The organism is Pseudolactococcus piscium (assembly GCF_002441695.1).
In the GTDB taxonomy this organism is placed as follows: Bacteria; Bacillota; Bacilli; order Lactobacillales; family Streptococcaceae; genus Pseudolactococcus; species Pseudolactococcus piscium.
In genome coordinates this window covers 93,069-117,406 of sequence record NZ_JXJW01000004.1, presented here as the reverse complement: position 1 = coordinate 117,406, position 24,338 = coordinate 93,069, and the positions used below count along the sequence as shown (strand labels likewise).

The following is a 24,338-nucleotide window of genomic DNA, read 5'->3' as shown; positions in this document are numbered from 1 at the left end:
CGCTTATGACATTACTTGAATTTCCACAAAATTTTTGGTGGGGTGCTGCCACCTCAGGACCACAAACAGAAGGTAGATTTCATAAGACACACGACAATATATTTGATTATGACTTTGATCACTTTCCAGACCATTATTGGGGAGGGATTGGCCCAGATACAGCTTCCAATTTTTACAATGACTACCAAGCAGATATCGCCTTAATGAAGGCAGCAGGCTTAACCTCTGTCAGAACATCGATTCAATGGACACGCTTGATTGATGATTTGGAAACGGGTACTGTTAATGCAGATGCAGCTAGATTTTATAATGCTGTGATCGATGAATTTATCGCAAATGGTATCAAACCGGTCATTAATCTCCATCATTTTGACATCCCGGTTTCACTAGTCCACAAATATGGTGGCTGGGAGTCCAAACATGTTGTCGACTTATTTGTTAAGTTTGCGCAAGCAAGTTTTACCATGTTCTCTGATCGTGTGACCGATTGGTTCACACATAATGAGCCTATGGTAGTGGTTGAAGGGGGCTATCTTTACCAGTTTCACTATCCAGATATCGTAGATGGTAAGCGGGCTGTTCAAGTTGCCTATAATTTACAACTTGCCTCTTCGAAAGCAATCGCCGCATTTCGTCAGGTAAATCAAAATCCTGACGGTAAAATCGGTATCATTCTGAACTTGACACCAAACTATCCTGCATCAGCATCACCTGAGGATCAGGCAGCTGCAACATTTGCAGATTTATGGCAAAATCGCCTATTCTTAGACGCATCTGTTAAAGGTGCATTTGCAGCAGAACTCGTCGATGTGCTAACAAATGATGACGTGCTTTGGGCATCAACAGCTGAAGAGTTAGCCATCATTCAGGAAAATACTGTCGACTACCTAGGTGTTAATTTCTATCATCCTAACCGTGCACAAGCACCTAAATACGCACCGGATTCACTAGCCATCGATTGGCTACCAGACAAATACTTTGAAGTATTTGACAAACGCGGTGTGCGTATGAATGCGGATCGCGGATGGGAAATTTATCCTAAAGCACTCTATGATATTGCCAAAAATATCCAAGAAAATTATGGGAATATTGCCTGGTTTGTATCTGAAAATGGTATGGGTGTGGCGCGTGAAGACCGATATTTAGGTGAAGATGGGATCATCCAAGATGACTATCGCATTCGCTTCATCAAAGAACATCTTTACTATGTTCATAAAGCAATTGCAGAAGGTGCTAACTGTTTTGGCTATCACCTCTGGACACCGATAGACTGCTTCAGCTGGCGAAATTCATATAAAAATCGCTATGGTTTGATTGCAGTTGATGTACACAGACAAGACAAAACACTTAAAAAATCAGCTCACTTCTTCAAAGCCTTGTCAGCATCATCTAGCTTTGAAATTAGTGATACTGAAATGGCGAAATAAGTAGTAGTAGTAGATTGCTTAACTTTAGCTAATACAAGTCAAAAACCGGATAGCGGATTTATCGCTATCCGGTTTTTTTTTGACGTTATCAGGTGTCAGAATGCATGAGCAAGTTCACACTGATGCTTGCTAACATCTGTTAGATTAAAAAATAACAAATTTTACTTTATTCTTGACACGACTAAAATTAAAATATACAATAATATCATAAGGTAATCGCTTTCTTTTTAAATAGGGAACTCAATATGTAGCCGTTGGTAGGTAATACAAATAAAATGACTACATATATGAACTACGGTATAGCCACTTTAAAAGTGATTAGCAGAAGCAATTTTTGAGAAATAAGGACACATGTTTTTTAGAAATTGATAGAAAGAAGGTTGCAACTAAAAAGAGCTGTTGGGAAATTTAATGGAGGCATGATGAAAAAGAAAGCTAAACTGGTCTTACTTAGCATGATCATTTCATTTTTAGGACTGTGTACATTTTTTGTGTTTCAAATACAAGAAAAAACAAAAGAGTCAGAGCTAAAAATAAATAAGTCGTCAGAGAGTAAAACAAATAAAAAGGAAGTCACAAAAGAGTCTGATAAAGTTGCTTCAGATCATAAAAAGAATGGCAGTACATTAACTGCTTCAGAAGAAAAGAAAAACATCGCTGAGTTCAAAAAAGACATCATCTCTAATGGTTTATATATTAATTTGGCTGGTACTTTAGAACCCGCTAACGAAAAAAATATGATAGATATCGAGAAAAAAATTAAAAATCCAGTCATACAAGATGTTGAAAAAGATGGAAAAATCATAAAAGTTTTAACTGACTCGACAGAAAAGATAGAGGATGATAAATGAGAATTAGAAAAATAGGTATACAAGTTGCTCTATTAATAGGTGTTATCTTTATTCTTTTTCCATATACTGGTCAAGCAGTTCTAGCTTTCACATCTGAAAATGCTTCTGGTGCTGAGGATAACATTAAAGTAGATTTCAAACAAATTAAGGAGGTCGCTAAACCAACATGGAAAATTATTAATTCGGGAGATAGCAGAGACGGAAAAATATCACAATCTCTAGCAGCTACTGTGGTCTCAATTGTTAATACTGATATAGTGAATAACGGATGGCTATCTGCTTCAGATATGTTAACTTGGTTGTATCCAGAAGATACAATTGAACAAATGAAAAGTGAGAATGTCTCTGCGGAGCAAGCAGTATCATGGTTAAACACTATCGGTTACACAGCTAGTATCGTGAATCGTGCACTCACAACAGATGAAATTAAAAAAAGTCTAGACAAGTCTAGTCCTATCGTCACCATTTTCGAAAGCCAAAATGTAGCTAACTGGTTAGAAAGAGAAACAACTGGCGTTTTATATGCCCATAGTGATCTTGAAACTGGTACTAAAACTGATGGACTTCATGCTTCTTTTATAAAAACTGCATATCATGGAGAACTAGAAGTTAAAGATGGGACTGAAGGGAATCCGTTTAAATTCGATAATCAAGATGATAATCCTGATACGACGATTGCTTCATCTGATTTTAGGTGGATAAAATCTATTACGGATATTAAAAAAGATCCATCATGGGATAGTCGTTCCAAAGTTGTTAGCAACAGAGCTAATGGTGTGTTTAATGTTGACTTGACAAAGGCGGGAAATGACATCACAAATGCAATCTTTACTGACCAAGATGTTCAAGAATTAGGGCAGTCACAGCCAATTACGGAAAAAGGTAATGAGACAAAATTATCAGCAGTATCTCTTATCAACTTCTACTTTGATAAAGCTAACAAAAAAACTGTCAAAGATTTAGAAGCATTTGCTAAAATTGCTGTAGATAAGGATGTGAGCGGAGAGCAAATCGTTAGCTGGTATAAATCATTAGGTTTTTCTTGTGATACTGTAAGTGGAAAATTGACAAAAGAGTTGACTAAAACGATTTCAAGTTCAGGTAAATTGTATTTAACAACATATAAAGCTGTTGATATAAAAAACAAATATCAACAAGCAAGTAATATAGGAATCGGATTTAGTGATAATAACTTTGGCTATACACCTGGATTGAATTCGATTATTAAATCAGAGTTCACTGGTCCTGAGTATTCGATAAATTGGAGTAGTCCAAATGCTTATCAAACCTACATAGCTAAAAGCAAGAATTTCAATTATGACTTGTTTTTTACGATGGATAGTTCTATACCAAGAGAGATTGGAAAATACTTGCCAAGTTTAACAATCTATAATATCCGTCAAAAATCTGAACCAGAGAATGCATCTCCACAATTTAAGCCAACCACACCAAATGTTACTGCACCAGTAAAAACAGCTACTTATAATACAAATAACAATTTTGGCATAAGAGAAACCCAGAATCAAGAACCTTGGTGTTCATCCTATGTAGAAGCTGCGGCAGTTAATGCATTTCGTAAAGCAACTGATGTCCCTGTCACTTCTGCTCAGATATTGATGAAATTAAATAGACCAGGGTTATCTGATGATGAATTAAAAAAAGTTTCAGGGACAACAATTGAGGATAATGCCAAAAAAATAAAAGATAATTATAACATTGGTGTCACGATTGTGGATAGAGCACTGAGCTTCTCTGAGGTCAAAACAGAAATAGATTCTGGTAAAATTATTCAAATGGACGCTTATAATATTAATGCAACGACACCAGAAGAAGGGTATGGTCATGCGTTAGCTATTGTTGGCTATGTTACCCCAAATGATGGTGATACGAGTAAGTCACCTTACTATGAAATATGGAACCCATGGTGGAATAGCACTTTTTGTATCCTTGCTAATAACAAGACATTCAGATTGGCAGGAATAGACTACAAGTGGACAAGGAGCTGGTATAATTGGCGGCAAGATGGCGTAGGTTCTCTTGATAAAAAAGTAGAAAATCAACCGGTTACAAGTATGGGGAATCCGAAGGCAGTGGCCAATAAACCTATAATTGCCAAAAATCCATTGTTGATTGGTAGCACTTTCTATACTAGTATTTATCTAAATAGTTCGACAGATGTGATGACACAGCATGTAAGTCAGTTTGGTAGAGAAACAGCAGCCTGGTCTATTTTAGGAAATGATACGTTTGGTTATAGTATGTCAACAGAATCAGCTCATGCGTTTCAAAGAGCCAGACATGGAAAACGTACAGTGAATAATCCATCTAATAGTGATGTTGCTGTTAATTTTCGAAATGATGTAGATCAAATCAATTATTCTTATTTGGGATTTGCCGGAGCTGGATTAGGTAGCCCAGCGATAAAAACTTTAGTTAAGATTTTTTACAAAAAAGATTTTAACAGTATAAAAAGTGGAGACTTCGTCACTTTGGCTAAAGTTCTAGGTATTGGATTTATATCAGTGGGGCCCGCGGCTATTTTAGTTTCTTTAGGGACCTATCTTCAAGCAGAGTCAACAATACGAATAAATTTCACTATGTGTTTATACAATTAGAAAGGAAAATGAGATGGAGAAAAAAATACTTTTTATACTTTTTCCTTTATGGACAATATGTTCTATATATTCTTTATATTTGAGAATTGGCTATTGGGCAATCTTAATAGATTTAATAATGATAGTCGCATTTTCCTTTTTTTCGTACAATATATCTACTATAAAAAATAAAGTACCTTTAATAATCAAAAAAATAACCAAAAAAATATTTAAGAATAAATTTTTGAGATATATATATTATTTAATATTACTATACTTATTGTTTTTCCAGCCAGGCTTTATGTCAGATATCATGTTAATCAGTTTAAATTTTATAAATATGTTTTGCATATCCATTTTAATTATAATTTTATTAAATTGGATAACAAATCTACGTGCAAAAATGTAAATATAACCTATCCTCTGAAAAATAGCTGGAGAAGTGACCAATACCTGATACCATTACTATAAAAAGATATACTTTATAATATGTGTATCTCAGACTGAAGAGTTTGAAGAATTAGTCAAGTATGCCAGAGATAATAATTATCTCTTACTAAGTCTAATCATCGACAAGCCCTATTTTTTAGCTAGATTCTAGACTCAAAACGATATCAACCATGTACTAAGCAAATTTAAGAAGAAAAAATACAGAAGTTAGTTTATACTGAAACGTTGAATCAATAACATAGTTAAAGTAGAAATAAGGCAATCCAAGTAATTCAATTTTTACAGAGTCATTAAGTATCGTAAATAAAAGATAGGCATCTATATTTTAAGGATCCTTTTTTTATAGTAAGTAGTCATCTTACAGCGTTTTAATAAAAAAAGACAAAGTCATGGTGACTTTGTCTTCAATCCGAACGGATAGCGGATTTATCGTTATCCGTTTTTTGACGTTATCAGGTATCAGATAGTATGATCAGGATCACACTGACGCTAGCTAACATCTGCTAGATTAAAAAAATAACAAATTTTAGGTTATCCTTGACACTCCGATTATGATATTGTATAATAACATCATAAAGTAAGCGCTTACTTTAAAAATAAAAGGAGGATTCAAAATGAAACAATTAACAGTTAATGAAACTCAAAAGATTGTAGGTGGGGTATCTTGGGAGTGTTTGGAGTGCCGGTTTAAGAGTGCTGATCATGTATTCAGAGCTACTGCAAGTCAAAGAGCCTATGAGCATGAATCACGATATGGCCACTATGGTGAAACAAGAATAAGATAATTTTTTGTCAATACTGCTAAACGCGCGTATAAACTAGTCACTAGTTAGTGATGACGATTAGGAAACTGCTATTGCATGACTGTCAATATGCAGTTTTTTAGTTAAGTATGGAGGAAACTTGTTAGTATTAAACAATATTTATAAAAAATATCAGGATAAAGTCATTCTAGAAGATATCTGTTTAACCTTAAACAATGGTATCTATGGCCTTCTTGGTGCGAATGGAGCCGGCAAAACGACACTGATGAAAATGATTTGTGGCGTGATCAAACCAAGCTCTGGTTATATCCACTATGATGGTGAAGCGATAGCAAGTGGTCAAAGTCAACTCATCGATTGTCTGGGCTATTTACCTCAAGATTTTAGCTACTACCCTGAGTTTACCGGCTATGAATTCATCACCTATATGGCTACTTTAAAAGGAATGAGTAGAAGTGATTTTGAGAAGCAGGGACACGCTCTTTTACAGATGGTGGGACTGGACACAGTAAAATATGCTAAAATAAAGTCTTTCTCTGGTGGGATGAAACAAAGATTAGGCATTGCCCAAGCGCTTTTAGGAGACCCCAAAGTTTTAATTCTGGATGAGCCAACTGTTGGTCTAGATCCCAAGGAAAGAATTCGCTTTCGTAACTTGATCAGTTCCTTGTCCAAAGATAAGATCATTATTTTATCAACGCATATTATTGGTGATATCGATGCAGTTGCAGACGAGATACTCATTCTTAAAAAGGGCATCCTGCTTGAGCAGGCGACACCCCAATTATTATTAGAGAAAATAGACAACCAAGTTTGGGAAGTTGAAGTGGAGATAGACCTTGCTGATAAACTCAAAGCATCATACATTATTAGCAATCAAAAAGTTGTCAATAATCAGCTGATGCTACGGATTGTATCAAGTGTTTCCCCTATTGAGGGTGCCCATCATGTGCAACCTAATCTGGAAGACTTGTATCTTTATTATTTTCCAAATATAGGAGAAAGTTAATGTATATGTTATATAAATTTGAGCTGAAAAAGATAGTCAAGACAAAATTATTTTTAGGTGTTTGCCTCGCTTTACTGGTAACCACTTTAGGGGCCATGTGGACTGTCTTCTACATATCCCCTATGGGGATTGGTCCCAAGGAGATGTCGAAGCGATCGGCTGTCCAGTATAACCAGAAATTTGCTAAAAAGTATGAAGGCGACTTAACTGATAGTAAAATTAAGGAGGTTTTGAGTGATTATTTAGCTTTTTATAAGTCACTAAAACAAGACGAGAATAAAGATCAAGAGGAGCTACCAAATAATGTCTTTTCCTATCGGATAGCTGATGCAGTGCTAAATCCTAAAGATAATCTGCCCAATCAAGTAAATAAAAATCCAAATGTATCGATAGATGACATACCAGTAAAGCCAATCAGTAGTTTGGGGATCAACAAAGATATAAAACCTATCAAATTAACAAGTTATTACGGATGGTCCGATTTGTACAAGATGACAGAAATGATGTATCTCCCCATTGTGATGGCGATCATTGTGGCATGTTCGGGCATCTTTTCAAGCGAGCGTGCCGCAAATATAGATCAACTCTTGTTAGCGACTAAGCATGGTCGTAAGCGATTAACGACCTCGAAAATTTGTGCAGTAGGACTTGTTTCGGTTACTTTATTTCTTGTCATCAGTCTACTGATTTTGGGGTCATTCTTTATATTCTATGGCTTTGATGGCTGGAATGGCAGTATTCAGGCAAATTTTGAACTAGCAACATTTACCTTTCCAATCGCACTTAGCCACTTACAAGTTTATCTTGTCATGCTAGGCATTCAACTCTTTAACGTCCTATTTATCAGTAGTCTAGCTATTTTGATCTCCAGTTTTACAAATTCACCTTTTATATCTATGATCATATCATTAGTTATATTTGTTATACCAAAAGGCTTAGATAAACTTTTTACTGTAGGGACCTTACCCAACAAGGTGCAACAGTACTTACCAATTAATAATTTTAGTGTCGATACCATCTTACAGAAGATGACTAATAACGAGGAGGTTTTGCGTAATAGTTTCACAGCAAATCTATTAATCATTGGCGTCACAGCATGTTTGGTTATGGTGGTGAGTCTAGTCGTCACGAGCACACATCAAAAAAAATATTATGCATCATGAGGTTAGGAGGTTACTTTGATCATTACAAGGGGGATTTTACAGCATGATCAGTCTGACTGTGGTGCTGCCGCGCTAGCTAGTGTCTTTAACATGCATCGTCTGTTAATACCTGTTACCCAGTTAAGAGAAACGATGCGAGTTGATAAATCAGGAGCTAGTATCTATGCAATCATTAAGACCGCTGAAACGTATGGTATCAGAGGAGAAGGGTTAGTAGGGGATTTAGAGGAGCTAGCAGCTAGTATTGGCAGTAAGACCATTTCTTTACCAGCGATTTTACATGTTGAAATTAAACCTCAGGTAGGGCACTTTCTCGTGCTGATCAACTTAACTAGTCAATATGCAAAGGTTTTTGATCCTGCATTCGGTATAAAAAAATTAAAAATAACAGAACTAAATAAACTCTGGACTGGTAATTTGATTCATTTTAACAGATCTGATTTTAAAAAGTCATCTGGAAGTGTTTCGAAAGCGACGATAAGAAAAATGAAAGCTAACAATTTCATGCTTTCATTATTTCGTCATGAAAAACAATCTTTAGTTTGGATCACTATTTTATCCGTAGCGACTTTAATCATGTCATTCTTAGGCAGTTATTTGTATAAAGTCATCGTAGACGCAATCATTCAAAGTACATCAAAAGGCAATCTGGTAGCATCAATCTTTATTTTGCTAGCAGTTCTGTATGCTGTTCAGATGACTTTTAGTATCATTCAAGGAAGTGCAATTTCTAGATTGAGCTTTAGAATGAGCAGATCAGGAACGATGGCATTCTATAATAAATTGTCTAGCCTTCCCAATGATTTTTTCAATAGATTCGATTCAGGTAATCTTATCTCTAGGTTTCAGTCAGTTCCAGACTTACTAGACAAAGTCGTTATCATGGTATTAGACTTATGTTTGCTGCTCTCATCAATTATTGGCAGCTCAATTATTTTAATGTTGATCAGCCCTGTTTTGTATGGTCTCACGATCTTAATTATGCTCGTTTACGGCTGTCTTGTTTTATCCTTTATCAAACCGATGAGCGAAAAAAATAAGGCAATACAGGTAAACCAAGCAAAAACGATTACGCTTTTAAGGGAGTCTGTGGACGGTATTAGTACGATAAAATTGAGTTCAAGCCAGTCATGGTTCAAATCAAAACTAGCAACGGTTATCGATCGGTTATGTCTAGATATTTCAAAACTGATACAACTATCTGTCACATCAGAATCAATAGTTGGCTTTATTGAGAGTGTAGGGATGATGGGCATATTTTGTTTAGGAAGTATCTTTGTAACAAAAAAACAGATTACTTTAGGTGAGTTAATTGTCTTTAATTCATTAATGATTTACTTTTTCAGTCCCGCCAAAAAACTGATGATGATGCAAAAAGATGTACAAGATGCTAAAGTGCTCTATGATAGAATAAAAGATGTGATGTATGCGACTACTGAACTGGAAAGAGTTAGTAGCTTCGTATCTCCATCAGCTGGCATAAGGAATGCCTATTTGGCTTTGAATGGTGTAAGCTTTTCCTATAATCTAGATCAAGTTATCCTGAATCAGATCGATATCACGATTGAACAGTATGCTAAAGTAGGGATAATAGGAAAGAGTGGGAGTGGCAAAACGACCGTCATCAAACTTCTAGCCACGTTATTGTTTCCAGATAAAGGTGTTATGAGTTATCGTGGGCAACCAATTAATAAAGAAAACTTGATAACATATAGACAAAAGATGACGTATGTTGATCAAGAGTCTTTTGCATTTGAGGGAAACCTATATGATAATATTGTGATGGGAATGACCAATATTGATGAGGAGTGGTTAGGTACCCTATGTCAAGTATTTGAGATTTTTGATATGAGCAATCAAGGATTGGCCCTTCATATATTGGAGAATGGGAAAAATTTATCAGGTGGACAGAAACAAAAACTAGGATTGGTCAGAGCATTATTGACTAAACCAGAAATTTTAATCCTTGATGAGGCCACAAGCAAGATAGACAAAGCATCCGAGGAAAAAATCATAGATTTTATAACGACTATTGAAAAGATGACCGTCATTTCTGTATTTCATAACTTAGACTTGCTTGACAAGTATGAAACGCGGCTAAACGTTGCGCAAAACGGCATTTATGAATCACTTAAGCGTAACTGAACCTACTGAATTGCAAGTTATAAATCTTAAAGCGTTACCAGAGTAAAGTCTGATAGAGGAAAGTAAGAGGTAACAAATCAAGATAATGATTGGTTTAGCACAAGCATTTAGATTGCTTAACCTTGTATGGGACAAAAGGCGCATTGCGTCTTTTTTTGGTATAATAAGAGAATGGAAAATAATGAACATATCAAGAAAATAGCTGATCTCCTTACGATTTCACCCAAGCAAGTCAATCAAGTTTTAGACTTGACTGCCGAAGGCAATACGATTCCCTTTATTGCCCGTTATCGGAAAGAAGTGACTGGTGAGTTAGATGAAGTACAGATAAAAGCGATTGTTGATGAACATGATCGTGTGATCAAGTTAACGGATCGTAAGACAGCCGTACTTGCAAAGATTGAGGATCTAGGTAAGCTGTCTGATGACCTGAAGCAAACGATTCTTGCTGCTGAAAAGTTGTCAGAGGTTGAAGAGTACTACCTCCCATATAAAACCAAGCGCCGTACCAAAGCGATGATCGCAAAAGAACGTGGTTTATTTGGTCTAGCAAAAGTGATCATGCAAGATGGCGATGTGGCAAGTCAAGCTGAGACTTTTTTAAACGATGATGTGCCGACGGCTGCTGATGCCATAACAGGGGCACTGGATATTTTATCTGAGGCGATTTCTGAGGATGTCAAAATGCGTGCCTGGGTCCTAACTGAGCTCAAGCAAAATGGTCGATTGGTGACCAGTGAAAAAGATAGCAGTCTGGATGAGAAACAGGTCTTTCAGATGTACTATGACTTTTCAGATAGCCTATCAGACATCCCCAACTATCGTGTGCTAGCCGTTAACCGAGGTGAAAAACTTGGTATCTTGACGGTCAAATTTGAGCATAATTGGGATAAGATGATTGCTATGTTTGAGAATCGCTATAATGCTAAACAAAATACCCATTTAAAAACTGCCATTCATGACGCACTCAAGTCAAAAATCGTGCCAGCCATGGAAAGAAATGTACGTGCAGAACTCAAAGAACGTGCAGAAGATGGCGCGATTGAAACTTTTGGTAAGAACCTACGCAACTTGCTTCTTGTTGCGCCTTTAAAAGGTAAGGTTATTCTAGGATTTGACCCTGCCTTTAGGACAGGTGCTAAAATCGCCATTGTCGATAAAACAGGCAAGATGTTGATGACTACTGTGATTTATCCCGTTAAACCGGCTTCTACTAAACAGATTGAGCAGGCTAAAGTTGAGCTGGCAAAACTCGTTATGACTTATGAAGTAGAGATGATTGCCATAGGTAATGGGACGGCATCTCGTGAGAGTGAACAGTTTGTGTCTGATGTCATTAAAGCGCATCACTTATCTGCCAAGTACGTGATTGTCTCAGAGAGTGGGGCGTCAGTTTATTCAGCAAGTCCGATCGCACGTGAAGAGTTCCCCGACTTGACTGTCGAGAAACGCTCGGCTATTTCGATCGCCCGTCGCTTGCAGGATCCTTTAGCCGAATTAGTTAAGATAGAACCTAAAGCGATCGGTGTTGGTCAGTACCAGCATGATGTATCTGAGAAAAAATTAACAGATAATCTGGATTTTGTCGTTGAAACAGTGGTAAACCAAGTCGGCGTTAATGTTAACACGGCCAGTGCCAGCTTACTTGCTCATGTGGCAGGACTTAATGCAACGATTGCTAAAAATATCGTCAGCTACCGTGAGGCAAACGGGATGATCAACTCACGTAAAGAAATTAATAAAGTCCCACGTCTGGGTGCCAAAGCATTTGAACAGGCAGCTGGTTTCTTACGTATTCCGACGAGTGATAATGTACTTGATCATACGGGTGTCCATCCAGAATCTTATCAGGTGGTTGCACAACTGTTTACTGAGCTTGGTATCGATGAATTAGCTGATGAAGCGCGTGCCAAACTCAAAAAGGCTGATTTAAAGCAGCTAGCTGAAAAGTTAAGTGTTGGGCAGTCAACATTAAAAGATATCATATCTGATTTGTTAAAACCAGGTCGAGACTTACGTGATGAATTTGATGCACCGATTTTACGATCTGACGTCTTATCTGTTAAAGATTTACGTGTGGGTCAAAAATTAGAAGGCGTTGTCAGAAATGTTGTTGATTTTGGTGCCTTTGTTGATATTGGGATCAAAGAAGATGGTTTAGTCCACGTCTCTCGTATGTCTAAAAAATTCATCAAAGATCCATCTAGTGTCGTAGCTGTTGGCCAGATCGTAACCGTTTGGGTCTATCAGATAGATCAAAGCCGAGGTGGTAAAGTTGGTCTATCGATGATTGAGTTACCACCACAAGCTAAAGCTGATGACAAGTAAAAATGATGCCTTATTAGCCTTTGTTAGATGGATTTCTCTGGTTGATTTTGCTAAACCGTTTGAGCATGAGGCTAGATTTAATGGTCGCTTGCGGTCTACAGGTGGGCGTTTCTTTCCCAAAGACCTCCATCTAGATTTTAATGAAAAGATGTATGATGCCTTTTCTGAGGATGTCTTTCGGCAGATTGTGCAGCATGAGCTGGTGCATTACCATCTGTATAGAGCAGGTAAGGGCTATCGCCATAGGGATGCAGATTTTAAGGGCTTACTTGCACAAGTAGGTGGCTTAAGATTTGCACCCGCCTTACCTGATACGCCCTTCCTCGTCTATCAGTGTATGAGCTGCAAACAGGTTTATCAGAGACGTAGAAAAATTGATCTTAAAAAATATCGGTGTGGTAAATGTGGCAAACCGTTACAATTTGTTAAGGGAAAGGAGGGGTAATCCTTGAAAAAATCAGATGAGAAAAAATTGATTAAGGCAACAGAAAAAGTTTTTAAAGGCTTAACGAAAACCCAACAACTCATTGCTGTTCTCATCGTAGCGGTTGGGTTTGGTACCTATTACTTTGTATCACAATCGACGCATGAACAGCCAGTACGACAAGAGAAACGCATCACGGCAACTGATGCTGCTGAATTCCTAACCTTAAACTGGAATGGGTCTGGAAAATACTATACTGAGATAAATGGTGGTCGTGCAACTTTTACTGAAGCAGACCTCAAGCAGAATAGCCAATCAGACTATTGGATTACCTTTTCAAAACTGGATCAGCTAAATAGAGCAAATCAGGCTAATGCCCGTCTCAGTTATACACAGTATATGAAGATTAAAAAAATGAAGCGACCCAGGATTCCAAATAATCCCGTTGGCTGGTATTATAAGGGGCGCTCAAATAATCAGGATATCTTGTTTAATAACACACCTCTGACCTTATATAATCGGAGCCATCTCATCGCTTGGATGTTTTCTGGTGATGTTGGCAGTCCAAAAAATTTGGTAACTGGTACTCGGGCCATGAATTCACCTGGCATGCAGGAATTAGAAACCAAGATTTCTGATGTCTTGTATCGGGATAAGTTGCATGTCCGCTACCAAGTTACGCCAATCTATCAAGATAATGAGTTATTACCACGTGGCATGCACATGATGGCAAAGTCTGTCGAAGATGCCGGTAAAGCGTGTGATATCAATGTTTACGTGTTTAATATTCAGCCCAATTATAAGATCGACTACACGACAGGTGTCGGTCAAAAGCTGAATTAAAGTTTATCATATATGAAGAGCGTTTAAAACAGCAATTAATTAAGAAAACAAGTGAGGTTAGACAAATGTGCTTATCGCGTACTGAATTAAATCAACTCCCTAAGATAGAATTGCATTGCCACCTAGATGGCTCGATTTCGATGGCAACGATCCGCGTCTTAGCTGAAAAAGCTGGGATTAGTATGCCAGAGTCAGATGAGGCATTACGTCTTAAAATAACAGCACCAGAAAATGCAGAAAGTCTGTTGGATTATTTGGCGCCATTTGATTTTGTATTACCGATGTTACAAACACAAGAGGCACTAGAGCTTGCAGCCTATGACTTGATTTCGCAGGCAAAGGCAGATCATGTTCGCTATATCGAAGTCCGCTTTGCACCAACGCTCCATACTGCAGGGGGACTTAGTCTAGAGCAAGTCGTTGTGGCAGTAACAAAAGGGTTGGCAAAAGGAGAAGCCGATTTTTCTGTCAAATCTAATGCGTTACTTTGCGGTATGCGGCATGAATCTGTTGCGACAGTTATGACAGTGGTTGACCTATTTTCAAAAGGTGAGTTAACGCATCTTGCGGGGTTTGATCTGGCTGGTGGAGAAGCAGATGGCTACGTTTCAGACTTTGCTTCAGTACTTGAAGTTGTCACGTCACGTCATATTCCTTTGACACTGCATGCTGGTGAATGTGGGTGTGCCCAAAATGTAATGGATGCGATCGAGTTAGGCGCAACACGTATCGGTCATGGCGTTGCCATCAAAGATATGCCTGACAAATGGGCTGAGCTGATTGATAAAAAAATTACTCTAGAAATGGCACCAACATCAAACATTCAAACAAAAGCGATAGATAAAGCTGAAAACTATCCCTTTAAGACCTTATTTGATGCAGGTGTTAGGGTAACCATCAATACAGATAATCGAACTGTATCTGATACCACACTGACAGACGAGTATGTGAAACTTGCCGACTGGTTTGGCTTTGATGAAGCAGTCTTTCGACAAGTGGCCCGCTATGCTTTTGAAGCAAGCTTCATGTCACCGCAACAACGTGCTGACTTGGCAGATGAGTTTATGCTGTGACTAAAAAAAAGAGAATCCTGAATATTTAGGATTCTCTTTTTGATTATTTCTTATCAGGTGTTAAAATCATCGGGATGATGATGGGTTCACGCTCTAATTCGCGGTAGAAGAAGGGTTTGATTGCTTCTGTCATGGCACGTGAGACACTTGCTTCATTTGCATTTTCAGCATTCATTGCTTTGCGAATGGCATTAAACAAGACGCGTTGGCCTGAGCGAATCAAATCACCAGATTCACGCATGTAGATAAAGCCACGGCTGAGCATGTCAGGACCGGCAAGGATCATCTTGCTCTTGAAGTCGACTGTAGCAACAGCAAGTACGACACCATCTTCTGAAAGTTCATGGCGATCACGTAAGACAGCGTTACCGATATCTCCGATGCCATTTCCATCTACATAAGTATCCTGGGCATTGAAATGACCGGCAGGGCGTGCAGAGTCGGCAGTGAGGGCAAGGACATCACCATTTTCAAAGATGAAACAGTTTTCCTTAAGTACACCAGTATCTTGTGCAAGACCAGAATGGATTTTCAACATGCGGTATTCACCATGAACAGGCATGAAATACTTAGGTTTGATCAAACGAAGCATGAGTTTTTGTTCTTGTTGTCCACCATGACCAGACGTATGGACGTTGTTCATCTTACCGTAGATAACTTTAGCGCCTGCTTCTGAAATGCGGTTGATCAGTTGGTTAACACCATGTGTATTACCAGGGATCGCATTAGAGGAGAAGACGACAGTATCACCCATTTGAAGGGTAACAAAACGGTGCATGCCATTAGAGATACGGCTAAGTGCGGCCATCGGTTCACCTTGAGACCCCGTACACATGATCAATAATTCATGTGGTTGGAATTGGTTAACTTCTCCAGGCTCGATGAAAGTATCTTTTGGCGCTTTGATATAGCCAAGTTCAATCCCATTAACGATTGCTTTTTCCATAGAGCGACCAAAGACAACGATTTTACGGCCAGTTTTTACGGCAGCTTCAACGGCTTGTTGGAGGCGGAAGATATTTGATGCGAATGAGGCAAAGATAATCCGGCCTTCGATACGTTCAAATATTTTTTGGATAGATGCGCCGACAATTTTTTCTGAATGAGAAAAAGTCGGGATTTCAGCATTTGTTGAATCCGAAAGTAACAGTAACACGCCCTCATCACCAAGTGCTGCCATACGATGTAGATCGGCAGGTTCACCAACAGGGGTAAAGTCAAATTTAAAGTCACCAGTCGCAACGATCTTACCTTGTGGGGTATCAACGACCATGGCGATCGGTTCAGGTATCGAGTGAGTGGTCCGGAAGAACGAGAGTTTCAAGTGTTTGAACGTAATGACATCGTCTGGTTGGATTTCAAATAATTTGGCATCCCGTAACAGACCGTGTTCTTCAAGTTTACCGCGAATCAAAGCCAGTGACAAAGGTCCTGCGTAAATCGGGACATTAGCCTGTTTGAGTAAGAAAGGAATCCCACCAATATGGTCTTCGTGACCATGGGTGATGAAAACACCCTTAATTCGGTCCTGGTTTTCAACGATGTAACTATAGTCAGGAATGACATAGTCAACACCTAGTAAATCATCTTCCGGGAATTTGATCCCAGCATCAACGATGATAATCTCATCTTGATATTCAACACCATAGGTGTTCTTACCAATTTCTCCCAGTCCACCAATGGCAAAAACTGCCACTTCATCGGGGTTTATGGCTAAATTGGTGTAGCTATTATCGCTCATAAGTCTCTTTTCTATAATTATTATGCTTATTTGAGTTTATTAAAAAACCTGTGATGACGCTCACAAGTTGTAAGGTTGCTTAAAAGGTTGTAATTGAAAAATGTGCTGCTTCTTTTTCGTATTCAGCTTGTTCATCACTGATCGCATCAATGAATTCAACATGAAAATCAGTGTTGTCACGCATGATTTCGCGTGCTTGGATGACACCACTACGGACGTCTGTTGTGTCCAATTCTAGGTATAGTGAATGTGTTGTTTCGCGTTTAGGGCTACGTTTTTTTGTTTCTTGATAAAAGACTTTAAATAACATGTTTTTTCTCCATTTTATAAGGTAATTAGTTTACAGGTGCACCTCTAATACAGGTCGCATTATTGCAATTACTTATATTTTATCATAAAATGGTAATATACTCAACAAGCACAAATTGGAAATGCAGACATGCATAGCCTGATAGGCAAGTCGCCTAGTATGGCGTGAGATTGTGCAAAAAGATGGGAAGAATCGACAAGATATGAAACTATTAGCTTTTGATACCTCTAGTCAAGCTTTATCGGTCGCCTTATGCGAAGATGATCGCTTACTCGGTAAAATTGATCTGAATATAAAGAAAAATCACAGCCTAACCTTAATGCCAGCCATTGATTTTCTAATGAAAAATGCTGGTGTACAGCCGCAAGAACTGGATAGAATTGCTGTTGCCATGGGTCCAGGCAGTTATACTGGCCTTAGAATTGCCGTAACGACAGCTAAAACACTGGCTAGCACGCTAAATATTGACTTAGTTGGCGTGTCAAGTCTCGCGGCTATCGCAGCAAATGCGAGCGTTACTGGGAAGGTAGTCCCGATAATAGATGCGAGACGCCAAAATGTTTATGCCGGTGTTTATCAGGATAAACGCTTGATTAGTGCGGAAGGCCATATGCCATTGGCACAGTTATTGGACACGCTATCAGAGGAAGAAACCCTTTATTTTACTGGCGAGATTGCCCAATTTCGTGACAGCATTCATCAAGCACTACCGAATGCGCGTTTTATAGACAATCCAGAACGGCGTTTGCCAAATGCCTATGAAATTGCCTGTTTAGGCATCAATGCGGTGCCTGTTAACGTGGATTTCTTTGCACCTGAATATTTGAAGAAAGTTGAAGCGGAAGAAAAATGGTTGGAGACGCATGCGCATGATGAAGCAACTGATGCAAACTATATCAAAAAAATTTGAGTACCACCAATTTCGAAAGTATCGCGCTTTTGATGATTTCGAAGTAGATACTGTCATTGATCAGGCCCGCTACCGTATTTCAGAACGTGAAGATATCGTCAGTTTTTTGACAATTGAGCGGGATGTTTATGGCGGTGAAACGCCTTGGACTTTTTCTCATTTTGAGCACGAGATCATGACCAATGACCAGGCCATCTTTCTAACAGCAGAAGCAGGTGGTAGAATCGTCGGCTTTATCGGTGCACGTATCGTACCTGAGAGACAGTCCGTACATCTGTCTAATCTAGCTGTTTTATCTACTTTTCAAAATCAAGGGATTGGGTCAAATCTTGTCAGCATCATGGCAAATTTGATGCAACAGCTTGGCGTCTCGCAATTAACACTAGAAGTGATGCGAGACAATACATCTGCCCAAGCCATGTATCGCAAGTTAGGATTTGAAACCAAAGAGATTCTACCTGAATACTATGAAAATAAATCAGATGGCTTATGGATGGTCAAAGAACTCAAGGACATGAGAAAGTAGCTTAGCGTGATAAAAATTAGGCAGATAAATGTGATGACAGATGACGACAAGGCCGTTGCACAGGCGATTCAGGATATCTTAATAGATACTTATTTATATGTGCCTTGGACACTAGATCAGACTTTTTCTGATATGTGTCGTAAAGATACGGTCTATTATCTGGCAAGCGATGACCAGAATCAGGTGGTTGGGTTTCTAGCGACGACTAGTGTCATGGATGAGATAGAAATTACCAATCTTGCAGTTGCTAAAGCCTATCAATGTCAAGGTGTAGCAAGCTTGCTGTTAAAGCAGTTGATCAGTCATGATGGGACCTTTTTTCTGGAAGTTAGGGCATCTAATCAAACAGCAAAACGCTTATATGAAAAGTATGGATTTGATCCGTATTTTATCAGGCAAGATTATTATCAAAATCCAAAAGAAAATGCAATTTTAATGAAAAGAGAGTCATGAAAGATAAGTATATATTGGCATTTGAAACATCATGTGATGAAACAAGTGTTGCCGTATTAAAAAATGATGAGGAACTTTTGAGCAACATCATTGCCAGTCAGATCGATAGTCATAAACGATTTGGTGGTGTTGTGCCTGAGGTTGCCAGCCGACATCACGTCGAAGTGATCACAACTTGTATCAACGAAGCCTTGTCAGAAGCTAATATTACAGTTTCAGATTTGACTGCTGTTGCAGTAACTGAAGGCCCAGGCCTTGTTGGTGCGCTTTTAGTCGGTATTGCAGCGGCTAAGGCCTTTGCTTGGGCGCATGAGCTCCCACTTATTCCAGTGAATCATATGGCCGGTCACTTATGGGCAGCACGTCAGGTCAAACCACTTGAATTTCCTTTGATGGCCTTACTGGTTAGTGGTGGGCATACTGAACTTGTCTATGTTTCAGAGCCAGGCGACTACAAAATTATCGGGGAAACACGAGATGATGCAGTAGGAGAAGCCTATGATAAAGTCGGTCGTGTCATGCAGTTGACCTACCCTGCTGGACGAGAGATTGATACCTTAGCCCACCAAGGTAAGGATGTCTTTCATTTTCCACGTGCGATGATGAAACATGACGATCCAGCACTTGAATTTAGTTTTTCTGGTCTAAAATCAGCCTTTATCAATACCGTCCACAATGCAGAACAAAAGGGTGAAAGCCTTGATGTAAAAGATTTATCAGCAAGTTTCCAAGCAGCTGTTCTGGATGTCTTATTAGCAAAAACAAAGATTGCCTTAACGGAGTATCCAGTCAAGATGCTAGTCGTTGCTGGCGGGGTAGCTGCCAACAAAGGGTTACGTGATCGTCTTGCAGCTGAAATCACAGATATTGATGTCGTGATCCCACCGCTTAGACTGTGTGGTGATAATGCAGGGATGATTGCTTATGCTAGTGTTTGTGAATATAACCAGAAGCACTTTGCAGACTGGGATTTAAACGCCACACCAAGCTTGAGCTTTGAGCAATTGAGCTAGTCTATAGAGTTGCAGGAATAGTTGAACGGTGCAAGATGCAGGAGAAACCTTATGTCTTTTTTTGAAAATGTTGACTTAGCCCAATTATCCGAAACGGATCGCTATATTTACGGATATTTAGCAGATAATATCAGTAAGGTGCCTTATATGCGCATTCGAGAAATCGCAGAAGGGTCTCATACGTCATCAGCATCGGTTATGCGTTTTATACATAAGATAGGCTATGCTAGTTTTGTCGAGTTTCGGACAAATTTAAAGCAGGTAACGCAAGACAAGGACCAGTCACCTGATTTTTCAAATCGGTTAGCGAGTCTGACGCAAGCGACCTTTCCCCAAAATATCGAGATGAAGTTAGAAATTGTTGCTGATTTGATAAGTGATGCAGAAAATATCATGTTCCTGGGGATGGGTGCAAGTGGTGCCATCTGTGATTATGCTGCAAGACGACTTGCAGCCATGGGCTATAACGCTTTTGCCATGAGCGATCCCACTTACCCAGTCGCACAAAAATTGAAGCACACAGCTAATAATATGCTTGTGATTCTATCCGTATCAGGGACAACAAATGAAGTGATTGAAGTGGTAAATACCTTTAAAAATAAGGATGATTTTACAATCGTTACGATCACGTCTGATGAGGTGTCAATTCTGGCACGTATGTCAGATTATGTCCTAGGCTATCAGACACCTCTGGTTAGGATAAACACCTATCATGATATGTCTAGTCAAATTCAGGCTGTATTTTTAGTAGAGGCTTTAACGCAAAAAATTTGGCATCGAGAAACATGAGTTAACACAAGTGGAACGTAGCGTTCCACTTGTGTTTTTTTTATCAGCTTTTTGGAACATGACCTAAACCAAAGAAAGCGCTTACTGCGAGTTTTTTTTTTGCTATTATAAAGTTAAAGTGTTTATGAAATTAAATCGTGCGAGAGCACAGTAAATTATAGGGAGATATCTGACATGAGTAAAAGAAGTTTGCCAAAAGCTTTTCTTTGGGGTGGTGCCGTCGCTGCTCATCAAATAGAAGGCGCATGGGATGAAGCAGGTAAAGGGATAAGCATTGCAGATGTGATGACCGCGGGGAGTCATATGCAGGAAAGACACATCACTGATGGGGTATTGCCGGATACTTACTATCCAAATCATGAGGCAATCGATTTTTATCATCACTATAAAGCAGATATTCAGCTCCTAAAAGAGATGGGACTCACGTGTTTTAGAACATCAATTAATTGGACGCGTATCTTTCCAAATGGGGATGATGCTTGCCCAAATGAAGCAGGCTTACAGTTTTACGATGATCTATTTGATGAGCTGCTAAAAAATGGCATGGAACCAGTCATCACCTTATCCCACTTTGAAATTCCCTATAACCTTTATAAAACTTATGGTGGGTTCAAGAATAAACAACTGATTGATTTTTTTGTGAGGTACGCAGAAGTTGTCATGAGACGCTATAAAAATAAGGTTAAGTATTGGATGACCTTTAATGAAATCAATAACCAAGCAGATGGGCAATTCAAGTTACATACTTGGACGAATTCGGCAGTTTTGATTGAACCAGATGAAAATGCCGAGGAAGTGATTTTGCAAGCCAGTTTAAATGAACTGATTGCCAGTGCTAAAGTCGTCAAAATAGGTCATGACATCAATCCTGACTTTAAGATTGGTGCCATGATGGCCTATGTGCCAGTCTATCCCTATTCAGCTAATCCAGATGATCAAGTTGCAGCTGTTAAAGTCATGGAGAGACGGTATTTTTATAGTGATATTCATGCTAAAGGTGAAATTCCGACATATGCCTTGAAAGCGTGGGAACGTAAAGGCTATCAAATTGATTATAATGAGGCGGACTTACAAGTCTTGCGTGAAGGAACCGTTGATTACATCGGCTTTTCTTATTACATGTCAGCAACGGTCACAACACTTGACGATAACAGTCTTGAAGGGTTCCCGATTCCTGACTATCCAAATGCTAAAATCGTTAAAAATCCCTATGTCAAAGCGAGTGATTGGGGCTGGCAGATTGACCCAATAGGGCTTCGCTATGTGCTGAACACAGTCTATCAGAGGTATAACCTCCCCTTATTCATCGTTGAAAATGGGTTTGGTGCCTATGATCAGCTAACTGATCAGGGTGAGATTCATGACCACTATCGGATTGACTATCTAAAGGCACATATCAAAGAGATGAGATTAGCCGTTGTTGAAGATGGTGTGCCAGTCATCGGCTATACACCCTGGGGGATCATTGATCCGGTTAGTTTTGGCACAGGTGAGATGGAAAAACGCTATGGTATGATTCATGTCGATCGAGATAATGCGGGTAATGGGACCATGAAACGACGAAAAAAACAGTCTTTTTCTTGGTACAAGCAGGTTATTGCCACAAACGGAGAGGATTTAGACCATGACGGATACAACGTATAAACTATCTCTAGGGCAGCGCTTGGTTAGATGGTTGAAAACTTTTAAAAGTCAATGGCAGTTGCAAAGTATGGCGATTCCAGGGGTTGTCTACATGTTGATTTTTAATTTCGTACCGATTTATGGCCTGACCCTTGCCTTTAAAAACTATTCAGTGATTAGCGGTATAGGTGGATCAACTTGGAATGGCCTAGATAATTTCAAGACGATTTTACAAGATAAATACTTCTGGGAATCTGTCGTTAATACATTTGGTATCAGTGCTATTAAACTATCAGTTGGCTTTGTCATGCCGATTATCATTGCTATCTTGATTTTTGAGTTGAAATGGACACCCTTTAAAAAACTCGTTCAGACGATTACTTATTTGCCTCACTTCCTATCCTGGATTATATTGGGTGGGATGCTGATTACTTGGATGAGCTCAAGTGGGATGGTCAATGATATTTTTAGTGCAGTTGGCATCAAAAATAACACAAATCATATGCTGGATGCAAATAAATACTGGCTGATTGCTGCCTTATCTGATGTGTGGAAGGAAGCAGGTTGGGGCACGATTCTCTACTTAGCGACGATGTCGAAAATTGATCCGACTTATTATGAAGCGGCCGATATTGACGGTGCATCACGTTTACGTAAAATATGGAGTATTACACTGCCTAGTTTAGGTAATATTTTAGCACTTAATTTAATTCTTTCTGTATCTGGTTTGTTCAATTCTAATTTAGATCAAACCTTAGTTTTGATGAATTCACAAAATCAACCTAAAGCAGAAGTCATCAACTCTTATGTCTATCGTATCGGCTTATCTCAAGGTGATTTTGCCTATGCAACAGCAGTTGGCCTAGGAGTATCAGTTATTTCCGTCATTTTACTAGTCGGTGCCAATCAACTGACGAAGAAAATGAACAACAATCAGTCAGTCTTATAGAAAGGAGGCATCACTTGCAGCATCAAACAAGCACAATCAAATTAAAGGCCAAAAAAAATACATTTGATATCATGAATATGTTACTGATGGCTATCTTCACACTGATTATCGTCGTCCCACTCTGGAATGTACTCATCTCTTCATTTGCCTCAAATCAGGCATTAAACGAGGGAGGGTTTATCTTTTGGCCATCAGAATTATCTTTGGATAATTACCGAAGTGTCTTTCGAGATGCGAGCCTATGGTCAGCTTTTCTTATTTCCGTTGCCAAAACAGGTATTGGTGTCTTTGCCCATGTTGTTTTTTGTGCCATTGTCGCTTATGCGTTGAGTAAACGTGACTTGAAAGGTCGTAAGCTCTATGCATCGATGGGGATCGTGACCATGTTTTTTACTGGTGGTATGATTCCAACTTACCTGCTAATTAAGTCATTGGGCTTATTGAACAGCTTTTGGGTCTATATTCTACCAGCTATGTTTAGTTATTACGATGTCGTGATTCTTATGAATTTCTTTAGAGATGTCCCAAGCTCTCTAGAAGAGTCGGCAAGAATAGATGGCGCAAGTGATTGGGGGATTTTCTTTAAGATTATTGTCCCCTTGTCAAAACCAGCACTTGCCACTATTGCCTTGTTTCATGGCGTTTGGCAGTGGAATGATTTTATGACTACAAAACTGTATGTCCAAAATGAAGCACTTTATCCTTTGCAAATGAAACTTTATGAACTGATCTTGAAATCCCAAGCTGCTGCCCAGACTGGCTTGAGCGCACAGGTCAGTATTCAAACCTCATCTAAAGGGATGCAGCTTGCAACAATCGTCGTGACAATGGTACCCATTCTAGTTTTATATCCTTTTTTACAAAAATATTTTGTAACGGGGACAATGCTGGGTGCTGTTAAAGAGTAATGCTAAAAATACAGCTAAACGAATAGTTAAAAAAACGTAAGGTTT

Annotated in this window: 21 protein-coding genes; 19 read left to right on the top strand and 2 right to left on the bottom strand. The window is 38.9% G+C overall.

Features of this window, described 5'->3' with window-relative positions:
* Nucleotides 1-5 precede the first annotated feature (5 nt).
* From RU86_RS03245 to add, 11 genes are all read left to right on the top strand, one after another.
* Entirely contained in the window at nucleotides 6-1,427 is a 1,422-nt protein-coding gene (locus tag RU86_RS03245; protein WP_096814036.1) for a glycoside hydrolase family 1 protein, read from the top strand.
* A gap of 419 nt (nucleotides 1,428-1,846) precedes the next feature.
* Nucleotides 1,847-2,278, top strand: coding sequence for a hypothetical protein (locus RU86_RS03240; RefSeq protein WP_179296186.1), 432 nt, complete (start codon nucleotides 1,847-1,849; stop codon nucleotides 2,276-2,278).
* Nucleotides 2,275-4,893 carry a C47 family peptidase gene (locus RU86_RS03235; RefSeq protein ID WP_096814034.1) on the top strand — a complete coding sequence of 873 codons (2,619 nt, stop codon included), beginning with the start codon at nucleotides 2,275-2,277 and terminating at the stop codon, nucleotides 4,891-4,893. The genes RU86_RS03240 and RU86_RS03235 overlap by 4 nt, the downstream gene beginning before the upstream one ends.
* A 1,043-nt stretch (nucleotides 4,894-5,936) precedes the next feature.
* A complete protein-coding gene (locus RU86_RS12005) occupies nucleotides 5,937-6,107 on the top strand; it encodes a hypothetical protein (protein WP_162542438.1) in 171 nt (56 codons plus the stop codon).
* A gap of 118 nt (nucleotides 6,108-6,225) precedes the next feature.
* The gene (locus tag RU86_RS03220) at nucleotides 6,226-7,095 is read left to right on the top strand and encodes an ABC transporter ATP-binding protein (protein WP_096814032.1); all 870 of its coding nucleotides are present in this window, start codon (nucleotides 6,226-6,228) and stop codon (nucleotides 7,093-7,095) included.
* On the top strand, nucleotides 7,095-8,258 hold the full coding sequence (locus tag RU86_RS03215; RefSeq protein ID WP_096814031.1) for an ABC transporter permease: 1,164 nt from the start codon (nucleotides 7,095-7,097) through the stop codon (nucleotides 8,256-8,258). Before RU86_RS03220 ends, RU86_RS03215 begins: the two co-directional genes overlap by 1 nt.
* A 15-nt stretch (nucleotides 8,259-8,273) precedes the next feature.
* On the top strand, nucleotides 8,274-10,403 hold the full coding sequence (locus tag RU86_RS03210) for a peptidase domain-containing ABC transporter (RefSeq protein ID WP_096814030.1): 2,130 nt from the start codon (nucleotides 8,274-8,276) through the stop codon (nucleotides 10,401-10,403).
* A 171-nt stretch (nucleotides 10,404-10,574) separates the two neighbouring features.
* Nucleotides 10,575-12,731 (top strand): Tex family protein, encoded by a 2,157-nt coding sequence (locus tag RU86_RS03205; RefSeq protein WP_096814029.1) that lies wholly within the window; start codon nucleotides 10,575-10,577, stop codon nucleotides 12,729-12,731.
* Nucleotides 12,721-13,176, top strand: a complete 456-nt coding sequence (locus tag RU86_RS03200; RefSeq protein WP_096814028.1) for a SprT family protein — start codon at nucleotides 12,721-12,723, stop codon at nucleotides 13,174-13,176. The genes RU86_RS03205 and RU86_RS03200 overlap by 11 nt, the downstream gene beginning before the upstream one ends.
* A 3-nt stretch (nucleotides 13,177-13,179) precedes the next feature.
* Nucleotides 13,180-13,998: a DNA/RNA non-specific endonuclease gene (locus tag RU86_RS03195; RefSeq protein ID WP_096814027.1), complete on the top strand. Its 819-nt coding sequence runs from the start codon at nucleotides 13,180-13,182 to the stop codon at nucleotides 13,996-13,998.
* Between the two features lie 65 nt (nucleotides 13,999-14,063).
* The gene (gene add, locus RU86_RS03190) at nucleotides 14,064-15,071 is read left to right on the top strand and encodes an adenosine deaminase (RefSeq protein ID WP_096814026.1); all 1,008 of its coding nucleotides are present in this window, start codon (nucleotides 14,064-14,066) and stop codon (nucleotides 15,069-15,071) included.
* A 43-nt stretch (nucleotides 15,072-15,114) separates the two neighbouring features.
* On the opposite strand, the gene rnjA is transcribed toward add, so the two are convergent.
* Together rnjA and RU86_RS03180 are read right to left on the bottom strand one after the other, a co-directional pair.
* Nucleotides 15,115-16,812 carry a ribonuclease J1 gene (rnjA, locus tag RU86_RS03185; RefSeq protein WP_096814025.1) on the bottom strand — a complete coding sequence of 566 codons (1,698 nt, stop codon included), beginning with the start codon at nucleotides 16,810-16,812 and terminating at the stop codon, nucleotides 15,115-15,117.
* A 79-nt stretch (nucleotides 16,813-16,891) separates the two neighbouring features.
* Nucleotides 16,892-17,122, bottom strand: coding sequence for an RNA polymerase epsilon subunit (locus RU86_RS03180; RefSeq protein WP_096814024.1), 231 nt, complete (start codon nucleotides 17,120-17,122; stop codon nucleotides 16,892-16,894).
* Between the two features lie 202 nt (nucleotides 17,123-17,324).
* On the opposite strand from RU86_RS03180, the gene tsaB reads away from it, so the two are divergent.
* The 8 genes from tsaB (at nucleotide 17,325) to RU86_RS03140 (ending at nucleotide 24,293) form a co-directional block, all read left to right on the top strand.
* Nucleotides 17,325-18,032, top strand: a complete 708-nt coding sequence (gene tsaB, locus RU86_RS03175; RefSeq protein WP_096814056.1) for a tRNA (adenosine(37)-N6)-threonylcarbamoyltransferase complex dimerization subunit type 1 TsaB — start codon at nucleotides 17,325-17,327, stop codon at nucleotides 18,030-18,032.
* Nucleotides 17,992-18,558, top strand: a complete 567-nt coding sequence (rimI, locus tag RU86_RS03170; RefSeq protein ID WP_245810462.1) for a ribosomal protein S18-alanine N-acetyltransferase — start codon at nucleotides 17,992-17,994, stop codon at nucleotides 18,556-18,558. The genes tsaB and rimI (RU86_RS03170) overlap by 41 nt, the downstream gene beginning before the upstream one ends.
* A 6-nt stretch (nucleotides 18,559-18,564) precedes the next feature.
* Entirely contained in the window at nucleotides 18,565-19,011 is a 447-nt protein-coding gene (gene rimI / locus RU86_RS03165; RefSeq protein ID WP_245810461.1) for a ribosomal protein S18-alanine N-acetyltransferase, read from the top strand.
* Nucleotides 19,008-20,024 carry a tRNA (adenosine(37)-N6)-threonylcarbamoyltransferase complex transferase subunit TsaD gene (gene tsaD, locus RU86_RS03160; protein WP_096814021.1) on the top strand — a complete coding sequence of 339 codons (1,017 nt, stop codon included), beginning with the start codon at nucleotides 19,008-19,010 and terminating at the stop codon, nucleotides 20,022-20,024. Before rimI (RU86_RS03165) ends, tsaD begins: the two co-directional genes overlap by 4 nt.
* 51 nt (nucleotides 20,025-20,075) lie before the next feature.
* Nucleotides 20,076-20,813 carry a MurR/RpiR family transcriptional regulator gene (locus RU86_RS03155; protein ID WP_096814020.1) on the top strand — a complete coding sequence of 246 codons (738 nt, stop codon included), beginning with the start codon at nucleotides 20,076-20,078 and terminating at the stop codon, nucleotides 20,811-20,813.
* Between the two features lie 174 nt (nucleotides 20,814-20,987).
* The gene (locus RU86_RS03150) at nucleotides 20,988-22,457 is read left to right on the top strand and encodes a 6-phospho-beta-glucosidase (RefSeq protein WP_096814019.1); all 1,470 of its coding nucleotides are present in this window, start codon (nucleotides 20,988-20,990) and stop codon (nucleotides 22,455-22,457) included.
* Nucleotides 22,438-23,385, top strand: coding sequence for an ABC transporter permease (locus tag RU86_RS03145; protein ID WP_096814018.1), 948 nt, complete (start codon nucleotides 22,438-22,440; stop codon nucleotides 23,383-23,385). The genes RU86_RS03150 and RU86_RS03145 overlap by 20 nt, the downstream gene beginning before the upstream one ends.
* A 71-nt stretch (nucleotides 23,386-23,456) precedes the next feature.
* The gene (locus RU86_RS03140; RefSeq protein ID WP_096814055.1) at nucleotides 23,457-24,293 is read left to right on the top strand and encodes a carbohydrate ABC transporter permease; all 837 of its coding nucleotides are present in this window, start codon (nucleotides 23,457-23,459) and stop codon (nucleotides 24,291-24,293) included.
* Nucleotides 24,294-24,338 lie beyond the last annotated feature (45 nt).